Below are 18771 nucleotides of genomic sequence, written 5' to 3'. Positions count from 1 at the left end.
TTTGTGCACCAATGACTCGCATACGGTATGTGCTGCTGCTGCTATGGCTGGGTGCGTGGGGCATCCTGCCCCTGGCTGCACAGCCCTATCGGCCTATCGTGCGTACCCAGGCCTACCCACCTGGGGCCGTAGAGCCCTATGGGGCCAACTACAGCCTGGTGCAAGACACCGCAGGCCTTATGTATCTGGCCGTGGGCAAGAGTGTATTCTGTTTCGATGGCCGCACACTCGAGCCCGCCCGCAGCTATGGGGCACACATACGCAGCATGGCCCTGGATGCCAGGCGAAACACCCTATGGCTACAGACCGAGAACGGCGTGGGCTACCTGGCCCGCAATGCGCAGGGCCAGCTGCTGTACCACCCCCTGGCCGGCACCTATACGCTGAGTGGCAATGCCTACATAGACAACCGAACCGGACAGCTGGAGAACAATACCTACCAGCTGCGCATACTGGGCAACCAGTTGTATTTCATCACCGATGAGGCCCTGTACCGAGTAGCCCTTCCGGGTGGCAAGCCCGAGCAGCTGCTGGCCTGGGGCCAGGCGTATGAGCCCCGGGGCTGGTATGAGCTGGGCGGACAGCTGTACATCCTGTTTTACGGCAAGGGTGTGCACCAGGTGGTGGGCCGCAGGCTGGTGCTCAGTACGGCCTTTCAGGGCCTTTCGCGCAAGGCGATTCTATTTGCCAAGCCACTGGATGCCACCCGCACGCTGCTGTACACGCACGACCAGCTGTACCTCTGTAGCAAGCAGGGCCTAAGCGTGCTATCCCTGCCCCAGCAGCCCGAGCAGCTGGTAGATGCCGTGTTTACCGATCGGCAGCTGATTCTGGCTAGCGCCAATGAGGGCTGCCTGGTGTATAACCGCCTGCCGGCCAACCGCATGGCGCTGGCCTACCGGCTAAATGTAGCCACCAACCTGCCCAATGACCAGGCACGCAAAGCCCTGATAGACCGCGACAACCGGCTGTGGCTGGCCCATCCGTTTTCGCTCAGCTGGGTGTGGATGGAGGTACCCATCAGCCAGATCGACGGTGCCTTTACCCAGATCAGCACCATCCTGCCCAGCCCGGCAGGGCGCCTATACCTGGCGCAGGACAATGGCCTAGCCTACCTGCATGCCAGGAAGGCCGCAGAAGAGAGCCCCGAGGCACTGATAAGCCTGCGTACCGCCATGCAGGTACAGAACGACCGGCTGCGAACCCTGAGCGAGCAGCAAAACCGACGGCTGCAGCGCCTGGAGCAGACCCTGAGCCTTAAAAGCCGCCAGCTGAGCAGGCTGCAGCTGGAGATCAAAAAACAGGAGGGAAGTGGCTCCAACGCTGGGCAATTGCTGGCCGAAATGAAAGCCGAAGCCAGGCGGCTACAGGTTGAAATAGACCAGCAGACACAGGCCCGATATGAGCTACAGTCTCAGCGGCCACTCTATGGCAGCGAAACCGATGAGGTGGCCGATGCGATGCAGGACTTTGCAGCCGTGCAGCGCAGGCTACAGGCCGGGGCGCTCGGGTATGTAAAGGGTACCCAGGGCATTTCTATCCTGGACCTGGCCAGCTGGCAGGATTACCTGTTTGCCGCCACAGGCACCCACCTGCTGCTCATCAAGGGCGACAAGGTGGAGAAAAAGCTGGACATAGCCGCCTCGCGCCTATTGCCTAGCCGCCTGCACCCAGACCGCATCTATTTTCTGCAAGACAACTGGCTGGGTGTAATCCGCTACGACAGCAAGCAGAAAAAATGGATCCTGCCCAGCTCGGTAGACCTGCGCGCCAAGAACCGGGACGTAAGCTATCCGCAGGCCATAGAGCAGGGAAAGCAGATAGCGGGCTACCGGCTCAATGGCCTGATAGAAGACGAGCAGGGAAACCTGTGGATAGGCAGCAGCGAGGGCCTGCTCTTCCTGAACCCCCAGTCCGGCCTGGGGGCCCGAAACCCCCTGCAGCCTCGCAGCATTGCCAATAACTGCCAGGTGCGCATGCTGGGCAATACACGCATCTGCCTCACCAGCCAGGCGGTGTATCGGCTAGTGGGGGGGCGCACCCAGCGTATACGGGCACTGGAGCCGTATGTAGACCTGAGCCTGCCCCTGCTGGTGGCCCAGGGCAGCGCCTGGTGGAGCCTGCGTGGGCGGCAGCTGTACAAGCTGGAGGCGGGTACGGCCCGGCTACTGGATAGCACGGCCGCACCAGGCCTGGTGCGAAACACCTACGGCCTGTATGCCCTGAAGGACCGACTGCTGCTAGCCACCTATGGCGGGCTCTTCGCCCTGCACCGGTTTGGCGAATCGCACCAGCTGCAGGCGCAGTATAATCCGGTTAGCTTTACCTACCTGCGGCTACAGCAGGGCAATGAAACGGTGGCCTACCCGCCTGCCAACACGCGGCAGCTACAGCTAGACTTTTCGCGGAATGTGAGCCTGGAGATAGGCCTGCGCGCCCCCTTCTACAGCAGCCCGGATAGCCTGGTGTATCAGTACCGCCTGTCGGCCGACGCGGGCTGGCGGCTGCTGACCGAGCCCCGCATCCAGCTGGATATAAAGCCCGGCACCTATCGCCTGGAGGTGCGGGCCCGCAATGCCTTTGGCCGCTGGGGTCCGTCGCACATCCTCAGCCTGCAGATGCTCCCCCCCATCTACGAGCGCTGGTGGTTCCTGCTGGCACTGGGCCTGCTGGGCACCCTGCTGGTGTGGCTGGTAAGCTGGCGCGTACAGCGGGTGCGGCAGCGCAGGCTACAGCAGCGCGCCCAGGAGCTGGAGCTGCGGGTGGTGGAGCGCACCGAGGAGCTGCGCCAGGAAAAAGAGGCCACTGAAGCACTGAACGCAGACCTGGCCCACAAAAACCACGAGATAGAGCGCCAGCGCGAAACCATAGCCCAGCAGGAGCGCATGGCGGGCCTGGGCGAGATTGCCCCCATTATGGCGCACGAAATCAACTCGCCCCTGGGGGCCATACGCGCGGCCATAGACAACCTGCAGGGTAGTATGCCCGATACCCTGCGGCGTTTCCCGGTATTCCTAGGCCGCCTGAGTGCCCCCCTGCAGCAGCAGTTCTGGCAACTGCTACAGCAGCTGATGACCCGCCCCGAAAACCTGAGCATCAGCCAGGAGCGCAGCGAGGTGGCACGCCTGGCCACTGCCCTGGAGGCAGCAGGGGTGGCAGAGGCACGCACGGCTGCCCAAAAGCTGGTAAAGGGCGGCTATACGGGGTCTGAGGGCCCGGTACTGCCCTTCCTGCAGGGCGACGAAAATGCCCGCAGCCTGCCGGACGTGCTGCATGCCCTGGGTACCATCTTCAAGCAGCTGAACCTGGTGCAGCAGAGTATAGGCCGGGCGCAGAACATCATTACCCGGCTGAAAAACACCGTGTACCGCCGCGCCGATGCAGACCAGCCCACCCAGGTGGACCTGAAGGACAGCTGGGAAAATGTGCTGGGCCTGTACGACTACCACCTGCGCCAGGGTATACAGGTGCAGCTGGACATGGACCCACAGCTGCCGCTGCTGCAGGCCTACCCCGAAGAGCTACAGCAGGTGTGGACCAACCTGCTGATGAATGCCGTGTATGCGCTGAAAAACCAGGGCAGCATCCGCATAGCGGCACGGCTGGTGGGCGATGTGGTAGAGCTTTGCTTTGCCGATACCGGCCCCGGCATTCCGCAAGACCTGATCGACCGCGTGTTCGACCCCATGTTTACCACCAAGCCCAAGGGCGAGGGAACCGGACTGGGGCTTACCATTGTCAAGCGCATTATTGAGAATAAGCATGGCGGCAGCATACGGGTGGAGAGCCACCCAGGCCATACCCAGTTTATCCTTACCCTACCCCTAACCCCCAAACCCCAAACCCCATGATGCCATCTGTGCTGGAAGACTACCTGCCTACACAAACCCTGCCTGCACAGCCTGGGGTAATACTCTGTGTAGAGGACGATCCGAACCTGCTCTCCTCGCTGGAGATACAGCTGCAGCAGCGCTGGGCTGGTTTGGGATATGAAATAGAGGTGGCCGAAAATGGCGAGCAGGCACTCGAGATGCTGAAAGCGCTAGCGGCAGCGGGCAAAAACCTCTGCCTGATCATTAGCGACCAGGTGATGACACCCGCCCTGCCCGGAGACCAGCTGCTGATAGAGGCCCACCGGATTTTTCCGGAGGCCAAGAAGGTGATGCTAACCGGCCAAGCCCAGATGGCACACGTGGCCAATGCGGTGAACCATGCGGACCTGTACCGATACCTGACCAAGCCGTGGAACGAGGAAGACCTGCGCCTGACCATAGAGGGTGCCCTGGATGCCTACGGCCTGCAGCTGGCGCTGGCGCAGTACCAGGCCGACCTGGCGCGCCTGAACCGCACGACGGGCAAGCTCATCATGACCCGAGACCGGGAGCTGCTCCTGCATGCCGTGATGGAGGCTGCCCTGCGTTTTTCGCGTGCGCACCGCGGCCTGCTGCTCCTGCTGCAGCAGGGGGAGCTGGTACCCCTGGCCGAGGGCAGGCAGGATGTGGCCGCAGCAGCCGTAGCCATAGACATTCCGCCGGCTCAGCCCGTATCCCTGCCCGAGCTACTGCTGGGCCAGGTGCAGCAGCAGCCCGGGCCCCAGCGCGGCCAGCACGGCGGGGCGGCCTACTACGCCGTGCCACTTATGAACCAGGGGGTGCTGCTAGGCATCATATACCTGGAGGCCGAGCGTGAAGCCGTGCTGGTGCAGCCCCATCAGCAGGCGCTGATCGACATCCTGGCCGGTGCCGTAGCCATTGCCCTGGAGAACTACCAGCTGATACAGGGGCTGGAGGAAAAGGTAAAGGCCCGCACCGAGCAAATGGAGGAGATGGTACGCATAGCCAGCCACGACATACGCAGCCCCCTGACCGGGGTACGCGAGCTGACTGCCCTGATGCAGGACCCCGATATGGCCGAGCCCGAACAGGTGGCACGCTTTGCAGGCATTATCCGCAATGCCATCACCAGCGTGCTCAGGCTGGTAGACGACATACTGGACCTGAGCAAGCTGGAGCACAGTGGCCAGCTGGAGGCGAGTGTAAAGCCCCTAAGGCCTTTTCTGGAGCAGCTAGTGCAGGGCTACGAGGGCCTGGTGGTAAGCAAGAAGCTACGGCTGCAGCTGGAAGCACCCGAGGGACTGGCCGCCAGGCTGGATGCCAGCAAGCTGGGCCAGGCGCTAGGCAACCTGCTGGCCAATGCAATCAAATTCACCCCATCGGAGGGCACCGTATCCGTGGTGGCAGATGCGGTAGAAGAGCATGGAACCCCCTATGTGCGCATACGGGTGGCCGATACGGGCATGGGTATTCCCCAGGCCGATCTGCCCCGCTTATTCGAGCGCTTTGGTGCCACCCAGCGCAAGGGTACACAGGGCGAGAAGGGTACCGGCCTGGGCCTCAGCATCACCCATCGCATTGTGCAGCTACATGGCGGCACGCTAAGCGTAGCTAGCGAGGAGGGCGTGGGCACTACCTTTACTATTTTGCTACCCACTACCTAGGCAGGGTGGGTGCCAGCCACACGTATGCAGGAGTGGGTGCATTTTACAAAGGGTAAAAAAAGTGAGCCCTAAAAGCACCCTGGTGCGCATTTTTTGTAACTTGATGCAGCAATAGACGCTATATCATTCAGCTCAACATCTATATCCGATAATGGCCAAGTGTGTAGTAATCGGGGCGGGCGGCAGGGTAGGACAGAATGTCCTGCTGCAGCTGCTGGAGCAGGGGCACGAGGCGCGCGCCTTTGTGCGGCATGCCGATGCGGTGCTGCTACGCCACCCCAGGCTCTCCTTCTTTACGGGCGATGCGCTGAATACAGATCAGCTGGCCGAGGCAATTGCAGGTATGGAGGTGGTGATTGCCACCTTGGGCAGCCGGGCCATGGATAAGCCCATCAGCCTGATGAGCCAGGCCATGCAGCAGCTCGTATCCGTTATGCAGCAGCAGGGCATACGCCGGGTACTCACGGTGGGCGGGGCTGGCATCCTGCAGCTGGATGAGCGCCGACTGCGTGCTGAGGCGGCAGATTTTCCGCCGTTCTTGCAGCACGTTACCCAAGACCACTACCGCGTATATCAGATCCTGCTCAAGTCGGGCCTGGACTGGACAATGGCCTGCCCGCCCTACATGCCCAGCGCCGAGGCCACCGGCATCTATCGGGCCCAGCGGGACTACCTGCCCGATGGCGGTACACAGATAAGTGCTGCCGACTGTGCGCATTTTCTGGCCAGCGAGGCGCTGGCGTGTGCCTATCTAGGGCACCGTGTAGGCCTGGCGTACTAGCCTTTGCAGCACACACAGGCTCTTTCATCCACTTGTGCACAGCAGCGGCTGCATGTTCGGCTGCTTCGTGTTCGAAAATCCTTCGTATTAGGACTGAGTCAGGCATGTTTCCCTGCTTTTTCTGTCGTATCTTAGGCTATGGCTCGCAGTAGGATTGTGATACAGGTGCTGGTTGCGTTGCTGTGTGTGTTGCCTACGGTCGTATCGGCCTATCCGTTCGACCCGGAAGATGTTCCCACCCCCCGTGACCGCCTGGCCGACTTTAGCCGATATCTGGACCAGCTACGCACCGATCTGGGCATACCCGGCATGGGGGCCGCCATGGTATATCGGGGCAGGCTGGTGTATAGCCAGGGGTTCGGCTATGCAGATGTAGAGCGAAAGATCGAGTCTACCCCACATACCCCCTTTCACATTGCCAGCGTTACCAAAACCTTTGCCGCAGTAGCGGTGCTACAGCTGGTGGAGCAGGGAAAGATAGACCTGGATGCCCCCGCCAGCCAGTATGGGCTGGCCCTGCCACCAGCGGTGCGGGTGCGCCACCTGCTGAGCCACACCAGCCAGGGCGTACCGGGCGAGCAGTTTCTGTACGACGGGATGCGCTACGGCCTGCTGGGCGATATTGTACGGCAGGTAAGCGGCCAGGACCTGGAGGCCTACTGGGTGGAGCATGTGTTTGTACCCCTGGGCCTAACGCGCACCGCCTTTGCAAATGGCAAGGTGTATGCCGGGAATGACCTGAGTATGGAGGCTGTGTATGCCGATGTGGCCGACCCCTACCGCACCACCTGGCGGGGCAAGATAGAACCCACCCACTACCAGGGCTACACGGGTGCCTCGGCGGGTATTGTAGCCAGTGTGGAAGACCTGGCCCGCTATGCGGCTGCCCTGCAGCGAAACGAACTGCTGAAGCCTGAAACACAGCAGCGCATGTGGACCGCACAGACCAACCGGGCGGGACAGGTGCTGCCATACGGCCTGGGGTGGTTTGTGCAGGAGTACGCAGGCCTCCGGGTGGTGTATCACTACGGGATATGGGACGGATGCAGCAGCCTGCTGATGCTGGTGCCCGAAGCCGAGCTGGCATTTGTGGTACTGGCAAATTCCGAACGGCTCAGTTCGGCTTTCGACTTTACAGGAGACCGCCGCCTGCTCAGCAGCAGCTTTGCACTGGCTTTCCTGCACCGCTTTGTGCTAGGCAAGGGCAAACTGGCCCCCCTGGAGATATATGCCAGCCAGCCCGAACTGCTGAAGCAGCTGGCAAAAGCCAAGGCCGAACCGGCTGGGCAGCCATACGCGCTGGAGCTGGCCATGCAGGCAGCAGCCTACCGCCGGGTGGGCCGGGCCGAGCTGGCCGAGCGCTGGTACGGAGACTTCCAGCTAAGCTATGCCCGGCGGATAAGCCCCGTACTAAAGAAGCAACGAGTTTTGGCCGCTATTAGCGGGGTACAGAATGACACGAGCCGTGTAGTAACCTTCAGCCTGACAAGCCGCCAGCGGGTGCGGCTACTTGCGGTGGGCGAGTCTGCCGCTATGCAAATGCGAGACTATGCCTGGCTGGTTCGCACGGACAGTGCCCAGGCACGTACCCCTCCCCCCCTGTGGGAGATGAAGTTTGCCCAAACCGAGCATGCCGGTGGGGCCGACAAAAACCGGATGCAACAGCTGGAGCTAAGCCTGGAGGCCGGAACGTATGCGCTACACTACCGTACGGATGAGAGCCATGCCTGGCTACAGTGGAACGATCTTCCACCGCTGCTGGACTTCTACGGGGTAGTAGTCTATGTGGCCAATAGCCCAGTGCTGGCTAGCAAGGCTGCTCCTTAGCGGCCACTCGTACAGGTAGCCTGGTGGCGTAGGCTGAGGGGGGGTGTTTGAAGCGTTGGTCTACTCGGCTTCTTCCGCTTTCTCCTGTCCCGCCTTTATCCACGGCACAAACGCATCTATCTCGGCCAGGGCCTGCTGCCAGCTACCCCGGAAGCCCACCGCCCGGTCGTCCAGGTACACATCAGCCAGGGGCTTGCCATAGGTCCAGATCTTGTCGTATGGGATCTGGTGGGCTGCTAGCCAAGCCTCCATCTGGGGCTGCTGCTCGGGCTCGTCCTTTTTGCGGTAAATCTTGTTAGTTCTGCTGCTAAAAATCATCAGGTAGTGCCCCGCGGCCTTTAGCTGCTCCATAGCCTCGCGGCTGCCCGGTACGGGGGGATCATAGATGGTGCCATCGTGCCATCCCCGGCTGTAGCCATGCAGTACGCCGTCAAAATCAATTGCGATTTTCATATACGATAGGGGTTGTCCACGCACTTTTCATTTCTTCCTGCTCGGGTACGGGATATTCCTCTTTTTCTGCCAGAGAACACCTAGAGGCGAGATTTGCGGTAATAATATCGCCTGTCTATGTAGTCAAACTTGAATAAGCGAACGATAATGCCCCCATGGAACATAAAGTAGGTAGTGGCCTGCGAGGCACTATTCTGGTTGTCGTCTTCGCCAAAGATGTAGCCATACTTGATGCCACCATCCAGGATGAACCATTCGGACAGGTTTATCATCATACCCAGGCCAGGATTAAATCCGAAGTAAACATCTTCTTTCTTCCGATTCACCACCACATCGGGCCGCGCAGGATTTGGGGTTACGTCTTCGTCTATCAGAAACATGTAGGCTCCGGCATCCAGGCCCACGTAGGGCCGTACGGGCGCCTTATGCCCAAAGGGCTGATACACGAGTGTAAACGTAAGTGGTATCATGCGGAAGCTGCCCGAGCGCTTCAGGCTGGACAGATTCCGTAGCTCGTACGTATAGTGGCCAGCTGTAAGCCCGTACAGGAAGTTATCCTTGAAATAGATTCGCGCCGTGGCTTCGCCGCCATAGCCCTCGGATACCAGCCTGGAAAAATCGGAAATGGGCGCGGCATAGCCGCCCGACACACCCAGCTGAACGCCCTGGGCCCAGCATGGCCCGCAGAGGACCTGTAGACCCAGTACACAGGTCAGTGTTGCCCAAAAACGTGAAGAATTTTTCATGCATTTATCTCTCTGGGCAAAGGTAAAAAAAAGAGCAGCCTGCGCGGCTGCTTTCGATTGGGTAGCATACAAGGCTACAGCCTGTTACGCCATCGGGGGTTTCGCCTGGAGGCAGGGCTTTCTGCGCATCGAAACAGTTGCTTCTGCCGCGCAGTACCTACTACATGCTGAGCAAATTGGCACGCATAAAAAAGGGTAAGGCCGGATTAATCGGAGTCTTACCCTCTTCATTGCATTTTATTGCGCGAAATTATACCCCAAACTTGAAAGCTAATCCTAGTTGGAATACAAACATGGTATTGGTCTGGTTGTCGCCCTTCAGGTCTTCGCCAAAGATATTTACATACTTAACGTTTGCATTCAGGTTGACCCCCCCCAGGCCAAGCATTACACCTGCATTGGGGGCTATGCCAAAGCTGCTGTTGGTGTCATCATTTTTCAGGCTGGTGTTCAGGTTATCTACGTCAATCTCCTGGTTGAAAGAATTAAAATATAATCCGGCATCCAGGCCCACATAGGGTTTCACCAGTTTTGTGAAAAAGAAGTACTCTGCACCGGCTGTCAGGGGGATATAAACGGTCTCGCCAGATACCTTCAGGTTGTCGCGGTCTACCAGGGAGTAGTAGTAGTAGCCCACATTGGCCCCCACCATGAATTTGTCTTTGAGGTACACCCGGCCTTTTAGCTCGCCGCCAATGCCCAGGTCTACCGCATCGGCAAAGTCGCCCTGTGGAATACCGGCACCCAAGTCGGCCCCGATCAGAATGCCCTGTGCCTGAACAGCCACGAATGGCGCAAGGAGAAAGACTACAAAAATGAAAATCTTCTTCATAAGTGGATAAGGTTAATAAATCTCTTGGTTTAGGCGGGAAAGTTAGGGATTTCCGGTGAAGCGCGGCATCTGTGTGTGCCGTCCTTTTCCACATAGCAGCAGGCCGATTGTGCGCAATGTAATGTGCAGATCCAGTGCCGGGCTTAGTTGCTCTACGTAGCGTACGTCCCACTCCAGTCGGCTGGGCCAGTCGGTGTTATTACGGCCGTGTATCTGTGCCAGGCCAGTCAGGCCCGGGCGCACTTCGTGGCGCCGCATCTGCCGGTCATTGTACAGGGCCAGATACTCGGGCAGTAGGGGGCGGGGGCCTATCAGGCTCATATCTCCCTTTAGCACATTTAGCAGCTGCGGCAGCTCATCTATCGCGTATGCGCGGATGACTTTGCCCAGCGGGGTAGTACGCTCATGGTCAGGTAGCGAAAGCTGGGGCGCAGTGTTTCGCATACTGGCAAGCTTGTAGAGAGCAAAGCGTTCCCCGTGCCGGCCGGTACGTCTCTGTACAAAAAATGGGCTGCCCCGGTGGATGAACAATAGTAAAAGGACACTGACTAATAAAATTGGCGCGGCTAAAATTAACAAAATAGTAGCCCCTAATACATCCAGCAGCCTTTTCCCCTGTTTTTTGTAGGTAAAAGTTCTCAACATATTTATGTTAAATAGGGCGTACTATGCCAGGGCTGTGCGCGGCCCAAGGGGTGGGCTACATCTAGCTGCACTTGATTAGCCAAGTATGTTCCCGCCTCCCCCTACTATGGGTTCCGTCAGCCTGCTAGCCCAGGTAGGCAAGCACCTCGCGGCAGATGTAGGCCAGCTGCTCCTCGTCCAGCTCGGTGTGCATGGGTAGGCTCAGCACCTCCGCGGTTAGCCGCACTGTAACGGGGAAGTCGGCATCCCGGAAGCGCTGGGCATCGGCATAGGGTGCATTGTGGTGCACGGGCAGGGGGTAGAATACTACGCAGGGTATGTCTTTGCTCCTCAGGTGCTCCAGCAGGCCTTCGCGCTTCCCGTTCTTTACCTGCAGGGTATACTGGTGAAAAACGTGGGTAGAGTAGGGGGCTCGCGTGGGTATCTGTAGGTCGGGGTGGCCACCCAGCTTGCTGTCATAGTCGGCTGCTACGCTACGGCGTGCATCTACATACTGGTCCAGCCTGCGCAGCTTGCAGCGCAGCACGGCGGCCTGTATGCTGTCCAGGCGGCTGTTTACACCCACACGGTCAAAATAGTACTGGCGTTGCTGGCCATGGTTGGCAATCATGCGGATCTCTGCAGCCAGGGTGTCATCCTGTGTAAAGATTGCCCCTGCATCGCCGTATGCCCCCAGGTTTTTGCTGGGGTAGAAGGAGGTGCTGCCACAGTGGCCCATGGTGCCGGCCTGCTGCTGCCTACCATCGGGGTAGGTATAGGTGGCCCCTATGGCCTGGGCTGTATCTTCTATCAGGAAAAGCTTGTACTTGTCTGCAATAGCCTGCAGGGCCGCCATATTGGCGCACTGGCCATACAGGTGTACGGGTACGATGGCCCGGGTCTTTTCCGTAATCAGCGCTTCTACTTTGGTGGGGTCCAGGTTGAAGGTGTCGGGCTCCACATCGCACAGTACTAGCCTGAGGCCAAGCAGGGCAATCACCTCAGCGGTGGCAATGTAGGTAAAGTTTGGGCAGATAACCTCATCGCCGGGCTTCAGGCCTAGCGCCATCATGCTTATCTGCAGGGCATCGGTACCATTGGCACAGGGAATAACGTGCCTGGAACCTGTATAGTCGGCCAGCTCTTGGGTCAGCGCCTTTACCTCCGGGCCATTTATGAATGCCGCTGTTTCCAGTATCTGGTTCAGGCTCTCAGCCAGTTCGTCTTTAAAGCCCTGGTATTGACCCACAAGGTCAACCATCTGTATTTTTTTCATCGTGGTCATAAGCTCCAGTAGGGTAAATGGGTGAATTGGTGGCGGTATAGCCCCTTTATGTCTACAAATAGTCCGTTTGGCTTCAGCAGGTCTGTAAAAAAGGTTTCGTCCCGGTTCAGGTACTCGGCATGCGGCACTGCCAGTATGATGGCATCGTAGCCCTGGCTGGGTGTAGGGGTCAGGCCGAATCCATACTCCTCTTCCACCTCCTCGCTTTCGGCATGGGGGTCTACCACATCCACGTCTACGGCGTAGTCGCGCAGCTCTCGGTACACATCCACCACTTTGCTGTTTCGGATATCCTGCACGTTCTCCTTGAAGGTGATGCCCATAATGAGCACCCGGGTATTGGCGAGGTCTTTGCCCCCCGCTACCATCATTTTGATGGTTTTTTGGGCTACGTAGGGGCCCATGTTGTCATTTATGTCTCTGCCAGACAGGATTACGCGCGGGTGATAGCCCAGCTCCATAGACTTGTAGGTCAGGTAATAGGGGTCTACCCCTATGCAGTGGCCTCCTACTAGCCCGGGCTGGAACTTCTGGAAGTTCCACTTAGTACCTGCCGCCTCTAGTACATCATAGGTGTTTACCTGCATCAGGTCGAAGATGAGGCTTAGCTCGTTCATCAGGGCGATGTTCAGGTCTCGCTGCGTGTTTTCGATGATCTTTGCTGCCTCGGCTACCTTTATGCTCGGGGCTACATGCAGGCCGGCCTCTATTACCAGGGCGTATACCTGTTCTATTTCCCTGGCTGCTGCGGGTGTGTCTCCCGATACGATTTTTTTCGTGTTGCTCAGGGTATGCACCTGGTCTCCGGGATTTATACGCTCGGGGCTGTAGCCTACGTGGAAATGCTCCTGCCACTTCAGGCCGCTTTCTTCCAGTATCGGGATGCAGTCTTCCTCGGTGCAGCCTGGGTATACCGTGCTTTCATACACCACATAGTCTCCGGGCTTCAGCACCCTGGCCAGGGTTTTGCTGGCACTCAGCACGGGGGTAAGGTCCGGGTTTCTGCGAGCATCTATGGGGGTGGGTACAGCCACCACGAAGAAGTGGGCATCCTTCAGGTCGTCCACCTCGGCTGTAAACTCAATGTCGCAGCCCTGGAATGCACTGGCGGGCAGCTCTCCGCTGGGGTCCACCTGCTGCCGCATCATTTCTATCCGCCGCGCATTTATGTCGAAGCCAATAACCTTCAGCTTTTTGGCAAAAAGCAGCGCGATGGGTAGTCCTACATAGCCTAGGCCAATAACGGCCAATTTCTTCTCCTTGGCTACCAGCGATTGATACATGATGATATCCCTACTTTTTGAGGCTAGCAAAGATACGTAATAAAACTCCACGAGCTGTGTTGCTTTTGCCGTCCTCCAGCGCCTGTATGTGGGTAACTTTGGGCTTAGGGATGTGTAGGATCCGGCGAAGCCGTGGTGTAGGGGAACAGGATCTCGATCATAACACCGCCCTCTGCTCGATTAAACAGGGTAAACATTCCATTTAGCAGCCGTACTCTGCTCTCTATGTTCCGGAGGCCCAGGCCATTGCTGGCTTCTTCGTTTTCGCGCAGGCCTACCCCGTTGTCAGCAGTACGCAGGTGTAGCTGGTGTCCGGCATACTGCAGGCAGATGGAGAGGTGGCTTGCGCGTGCGTGTCGGAGGGTGTTTTGCAGAATTTCCTGCAAGATGCGGTATACACTCAGCGCCTGTTCATCGTCCAGCTCATCCAACTCGGGGCACAGCTCCAGGTCTATCGTTAGCGCCTGAGACAGTTGTATCCGCCGTACCATGCTGTCTATGGATGCACGCAGCCCATGCTGGCTCAGGTTCTGCGGCAGCAGGTTGTGCGAGATATTGCGTGTTTCCTGCACCGCCTCTCTCAGCCCCTCGCTGATGTATTGCCGCAGGATGCCGGGTATTTCTTTTTTCTGGTCCAGCTTACTTTCCAGTGCCGAGAAGTTCATGCTCACCGCGCTCAGCAGTGCCCCCAGTCCGTCGTGTAGCTCGCTGGCCAGCCGCCTGCGCTCCAGGTCCTGGCCGGTGATCACAGCCCGGAGCATGGCCTTTTCCTTGGCCGCTACCTCTTCCTGCAGGCGTTTGTTTTGTGTTACATTCAGCAGCAGGCCGGTTATGCGCTCGGGTTTGCCTGCTGGTGTTCGGCGTGTGATGAAGAGGCTCTCCAGCATCCAGATGGTATTTCCGGCCTCATTCAGGAAGCGAACCTCATTTACTGCTTCCTTCGCCCTTTGTTGCCGGATGGCTTTCAGTCTGTTGCGCCGCGGTACACGTTCGTCCGGGTGCACCAGGGCTTCAAAGGCCTTGTGCCCATAAAACAGATTGGCCCCCGTGCCGCGCAGCAGGCCCATCATCATCCCGTTTACCAGTACTTTGTCCGTATCCAGGTACCAGTGCCAAATGCCCAGGTGGGCGGCGGTTATGGCTAGCTGCAGCTCCCGCTCGCTGGCCTGCAGGGCCTCTTGCACCAGTTTCCGATAGCTAATGTCGGTATAGAGGGTAAGGAACTGGCTGGGCCGCCGGTTGGGCCCCATAATGGGTACGATGGTGGTGTCTACCCAGAACACCTTTCCATTCCGGGTGTGGTTGCGTACTTCATTCCGCCATACCTTACCGCTCAGTATGCTACGCCACATCTGCTGCCAGAAGACCTGGGGATGATGTCCACTGTTGAAGATCCGGTGGTCTTGCCCCAGCAGCTGGGCAGCGGTGTAGCCCGATACCTGGCAGAATAGTTCATTGGCAAAGGTGATCTTTCCCTGCACATCGGTAATGGTCATGAGCGAAGTAGCATCCAGGGCAAAGCGAATGTCTTCCAGATCCTTGAGGCTCTTTTTCAGGCTCTCGCGCAGCTTCACTTCTGCCGTTATTTCATTTTGTATCCCGATAAACCGAATTACCTCCCCCGCTGCATCCTTGATGGGGTTTATGTGTATGTCGAAATGGATGGGCCTACCATCCTTGGTGTAGTTCAGTATTTCTTTGTGGAAGGAGGTCTTGGTTCTCAGCAGCCTGCTAAACTCTGCTATATCTTGGGGGTCTGTATCGGGCCCCTGTAGCCAGTGTCCGGGCTTGTGCCCCCGCACCTCGGCCAGCGTGTAGCCTGTGCTGCGCGTAAAGCCCTCATTTACCCAGTCTATCCGTCCCTCGGCGTTTGTTATCACCACGGCATTGCTGGTATACCTGGCTACCTGGCTCAGGTTCTCCAGTTCCAGGTAGGCTTCTCGTGTTTGGGTAATGTCTGTGCAGCTGCCTATATAGCCCAGGAAGGTGCCGTCGGGCAGGTAGCGCGGCTTGCCATTATCTAGCAGCCAGCGGTATGTACCGTCTTTGTGCCGCAGCCGGTACTCCATGCTAAAGGGTATCCGTTGGTCAAATGCCTCTGTGTACACGTTCAGGCATCGGTCATAGTCCTCGGGGTGCACCCCCTCTGTCCATCCATCCCCCAGTTCTTGCGCCAGGGTTCGGCCCGTAAAGGCTAGCCAGGGCTGGTTAAAGTAGAAGCAGGCCTTGGTTGTGTCTGAGAGCCAGATTAGCACAGGGGCGTCATCTGCCAGCAGGCGAAAACGGGCTTCGCTCTCAGCCAGTAGCATCTGGGTTTGCAGCTTGCTACCCGTTGTGTTTTCCGGGTTCTGCGGCGGGTTGTCCGCCGCATCCGGCCTAGGGGCGGCTTGCCAGTATGCATCGCTACTGTGTTGGGGTTCTTTCGGGTTCACAAGCTCCTGAAATACCAGGCAGCCCCCGGGTAGGAAGCTGCGGGTGCTATCTTCCTCCCTCAGGAAGCTGATGCGGATGTTTTTCTGAGACTGTTCCTTGGGCTTTATCTGCACCTCCAGCTCCGCCTGCGTATGAGGCAGTGCTATAAAGAACGCCTGTGCCCGCTCTCGCTGATCTGCCGTTAGTAGCTGCAAAAAGGCCTCTCGGCTGAAAGACGAGTCCGGATAGCCAAATGCGTGGTACAGCGCGTGCGGCCAGCCAGCATCCAGCAAGGCCAGCGGCAATACACCGATCACTTTTGCGCTGGGCAGCTTATCCATCTAGTCCATAAAAATGGGTGTAAGGCTGCCTGGCAGTAATTGTCTTATCTGCATATGCCCCTACAGCTGGGAAGAAGAACTACTGACTGTGCCAACCTGCCCACGTACGGGTTTGGACGACTCCGGGTCTCTTGAAAAGTGTGCTTCGGAGGCGGGTGCAGCTAAACAAAGGGCTCTGCAGGAGGGATTCGTGGTATGTTTGGCGTAGTAGCATATGGTGCTGGTACGCCCTTGTACGTAAGCCATGTTTGGTATGTTTCGAGTAGGTAGTAAAAAGACACCAACCAGATTTGCCCTGCTATCCAGCCCACGTGTGCCGGTGCGTGCCTAGGATGCCAGGTGCAGGGTATTGTGCAGGCAGCCCAGCTGCTGCACACACACTTCCATTCGGTCTCCAGGCTGCAGCCACTGGGGTGTGTGGGCGGGGTTTGCCAGCCGGGCGGTTCCATTCAGCTCCAGCAGGCAGCCTGTACCAGCCGTACCACTGCCAATTACCTCTGCCGGATACACGTCTACCCCGTAGCTTATGCGCTCCAGGATCTCGGCAAAGGTCCAGTTCATGTCCGACAGATTGCCTTCGCTCATGCGTTTTCCGTTTATGCTGGCGGTCATTTGCAGGTTCCAGGTTTTGCCGGTGTGGCCGTGGTGTGCGGGCACTTCCTGTCCAGCCAGTTCATCCACGGTTACCAGCATGGGGCCCAGGCCAGTAGCAAAGTCCTTGCCCTTGGCGGGGCCCAGGTTCAGCTTCATTTCTTCCATTTGCAGGGCACGTGCGCTCCAGTCGTTCATGGTGCATAGGCCAAAGATGCAGGCATCGGCTTCGCTGGCATGCAGGTTTCGGCCTCCTTTGCCTAGCACGATGGCTACTTCCAGCTCGTAGTCCAGCTGCTCAAAGTGCCGGGGCATGAAGTGCAGTTCTCCGGCCCCCACCACCGTTTGATGGTTGGTAAAGTAGAACACCGGAAACTGGTCAAACTCCGGTATCATGGGCACATTTCGGTTTCGCCTGCTGGTCTCTACATGCTGGCGAAACGCGTAGGCATCTCGGCAAGAGCGGGGCCGCAGGATGGGGCTTAGGGCTGCCAGGGGCTTCCAGGGTAGGGCATACTCTGCATAGCTGCCTGCCATCCACTTGCCGTAGTAGTTCCGTACAGCCTCCTCCCAGCGGGGCAGGTCGGCCACCAGGGCATCTATGGTTTCGGGCAGCGCCACCCCCTCGGCCTGGGCTACATAGGCTGCGGGTACACAGCGCTCGTCCCCCACCCATACCATTTGGGGTCGGTTATCCAGGTGCAGGTGTGCAAGCCGCATGGTACAGTAGGAGTCGGTGTGGCGAATCGGGAAAACCGGGTGCTAGCTCATCCCCCCGTCTATAAGGATGGTTTGGCCGGTGATGTAGCTGCTCCAGTCGCTGGCCAGAAACAGGCACAGGCGCGCCACATCTTCGGGTGTCCCGGCGCGCTTCAGGGGTATGTTTTCTATCCATTTAGAGAGCTCAGCCTCAGGGATGGCATCGGTCATCTCGGTAGCAATGAAGCCGGGGGCAATGGCATTGCAGCGTATACCCCGGCTTGCCAGCTCCTTGGCTATGCTCTGGGTAAAGCCAATGATACCTGCCTTGCTGGCGGCATAGTTGCTCTGGCCTGCATTGCCATTCACGCCTACTATGGAGCTCATGTTGATGATACTACCGCTCCGCTGCTTCATCATGGGCTTGGCCACCGCCTTGGTGTAGTTGTACACACTTTTCAGGTTTTTTTCCATCACCTCATCCCATTGCTCCTCGCTCATGCGCAGCAGCAGGTTGTCTCGGGTAATGCCGGCATTGTTAATGAGGATGTCCAGGCTGCCAAAGGTAGCCACTACGTCGTCTACCACTTCCTGGGCCTTGGCCATATCTGCGGCATCGGCCTGGTAAGACTTTACCTGAGTTTTGATGCCTCCCAGTGCCTGCTCTATGCTTTTGGCACGGTCTACGCTGCCCGCGTAGGTGAAGGCAACGTGCGCACCCTGCCGGGCCAGTTCCATTACGATTGCCTGGCCGATGCCACGGGTGCCTCCTGTTATCAGCGCTGTTTTTCCTGCGAGTAAGTTTTCCATCCCGGATGAGTTTTTCTTGATTCAGGCCGTTAAGTACGTAAAAAAAACACTGCCTGCCCAGGCGGGCAGGGGGGCAGTGTGTGGGGCATAGGCTGCTAGGCTGCTCACTTTATCATAGCAGCATAGCGTGTGTCAAATTCCCTTTTGATGTGCTTCATGTAGGCCAGCTCGAGCTGGTTTACCTCACCTATCTCCATGATGATGTCCATGGTTTCTATCACTTCCATTACCTGATTGTCATCGGCCTCACCGCTTTCTACAAATAGGTCGAAGTGCGCCAAGCCTGTGTTTGCAAACTGCAGGGGCTCCCAGCTGGCATAGTCCGGGTCGGTCTTCATCAGGCGCATATCGTCTATAATAGACTCATAGTCACCCGGCAGGCCGTTGCGCATTTTGTAGATAAGGGTTTCTATTTTCTTCTCCTGCGTAGCGCTAAGCCCATCATCGGCATTTATCAGGCCACGAAAGAAATAAGCAAGTGCAGCATTGGCATGCCCCTTGGGCGTGTCTACGATCGGGATCATATGGGCGTTTATAGAGCCAAATTTTACGGAATGTGCTTGGGAATAGGGATGCCAAAAATAGCACTT

Annotated in this window: 14 protein-coding genes; 4 read left to right on the top strand and 10 right to left on the bottom strand. The window is 58.0% G+C overall.

The window, feature by feature from the left end:
• Positions 1 to 11: 11 nt before the first annotated feature.
• From LW884_00575 to LW884_00560, 4 genes are all read left to right on the top strand, one after another.
• Positions 12 to 3851 carry an ATP-binding protein gene (locus LW884_00575; protein ID MCE3006832.1) on the top strand — a complete coding sequence of 1280 codons (3840 nt, stop codon included), beginning with the start codon at positions 12 to 14 and terminating at the stop codon, positions 3849 to 3851.
• Complete coding sequence (locus LW884_00570; protein ID MCE3006831.1) at positions 3848 to 5497, top strand: hybrid sensor histidine kinase/response regulator; 1650 nt, start codon at positions 3848 to 3850, stop codon at positions 5495 to 5497. The genes LW884_00575 and LW884_00570 overlap by 4 nt, the downstream gene beginning before the upstream one ends.
• 151 nt (positions 5498 to 5648) lie before the next feature.
• Positions 5649 to 6278, top strand: a complete 630-nt coding sequence (locus LW884_00565; GenBank protein ID MCE3006830.1) for an SDR family oxidoreductase — start codon at positions 5649 to 5651, stop codon at positions 6276 to 6278.
• A gap of 138 nt (positions 6279 to 6416) precedes the next feature.
• Positions 6417 to 8105 carry a beta-lactamase family protein gene (locus LW884_00560; protein MCE3006829.1) on the top strand — a complete coding sequence of 563 codons (1689 nt, stop codon included), beginning with the start codon at positions 6417 to 6419 and terminating at the stop codon, positions 8103 to 8105.
• A gap of 60 nt (positions 8106 to 8165) precedes the next feature.
• Here the strand turns inward: LW884_00560 and LW884_00555 are convergent, their stop codons facing one another.
• The 10 genes from LW884_00555 to LW884_00510 form a co-directional block, all read right to left on the bottom strand.
• Complete coding sequence (locus LW884_00555) at positions 8166 to 8558, bottom strand: hypothetical protein (GenBank protein ID MCE3006828.1); 393 nt, start codon at positions 8556 to 8558, stop codon at positions 8166 to 8168.
• Positions 8559 to 8638: 80 nt separating this feature from the next.
• A complete protein-coding gene (locus tag LW884_00550) occupies positions 8639 to 9304 on the bottom strand; it encodes an outer membrane beta-barrel protein (protein MCE3006827.1) in 666 nt (221 codons plus the stop codon).
• A 250-nt stretch (positions 9305 to 9554) separates the two neighbouring features.
• Positions 9555 to 10136: a porin family protein gene (locus LW884_00545; protein MCE3006826.1), complete on the bottom strand. Its 582-nt coding sequence runs from the start codon at positions 10134 to 10136 to the stop codon at positions 9555 to 9557.
• A 42-nt stretch (positions 10137 to 10178) separates the two neighbouring features.
• Positions 10179 to 10781 (bottom strand): sugar transferase, encoded by a 603-nt coding sequence (locus LW884_00540; GenBank protein ID MCE3006825.1) that lies wholly within the window; start codon positions 10779 to 10781, stop codon positions 10179 to 10181.
• A 124-nt stretch (positions 10782 to 10905) separates the two neighbouring features.
• Positions 10906 to 12036, bottom strand: coding sequence for a DegT/DnrJ/EryC1/StrS family aminotransferase (locus LW884_00535; GenBank protein MCE3006824.1), 1131 nt, complete (start codon positions 12034 to 12036; stop codon positions 10906 to 10908).
• A gap of 5 nt (positions 12037 to 12041) precedes the next feature.
• Positions 12042 to 13328, bottom strand: a complete 1287-nt coding sequence (locus LW884_00530; GenBank protein ID MCE3006823.1) for a nucleotide sugar dehydrogenase — start codon at positions 13326 to 13328, stop codon at positions 12042 to 12044.
• 104 nt (positions 13329 to 13432) lie between these two features.
• Positions 13433 to 16081 (bottom strand): PAS domain S-box protein, encoded by a 2649-nt coding sequence (locus LW884_00525; GenBank protein ID MCE3006822.1) that lies wholly within the window; start codon positions 16079 to 16081, stop codon positions 13433 to 13435.
• Between the two features lie 327 nt (positions 16082 to 16408).
• Positions 16409 to 17392 carry a fumarylacetoacetate hydrolase family protein gene (locus tag LW884_00520; GenBank protein MCE3006821.1) on the bottom strand — a complete coding sequence of 328 codons (984 nt, stop codon included), beginning with the start codon at positions 17390 to 17392 and terminating at the stop codon, positions 16409 to 16411.
• A gap of 42 nt (positions 17393 to 17434) precedes the next feature.
• A complete protein-coding gene (gene fabG / locus LW884_00515; GenBank protein MCE3006820.1) occupies positions 17435 to 18181 on the bottom strand; it encodes a 3-oxoacyl-[acyl-carrier-protein] reductase in 747 nt (248 codons plus the stop codon).
• Positions 18182 to 18285: 104 nt separating this feature from the next.
• On the bottom strand, positions 18286 to 18705 hold the full coding sequence (locus tag LW884_00510) for a hypothetical protein (protein ID MCE3006819.1): 420 nt from the start codon (positions 18703 to 18705) through the stop codon (positions 18286 to 18288).
• Positions 18706 to 18771: the final 66 nt, after the last annotated feature.

The organism is Bacteroidota bacterium, from assembly GCA_021300195.1.
Lineage (GTDB): Bacteria > Bacteroidota > Bacteroidia > J057 > JAJTIE01 > JAJTIE01.
This window is presented reverse-complemented; position numbering and strand designations above follow the sequence as displayed.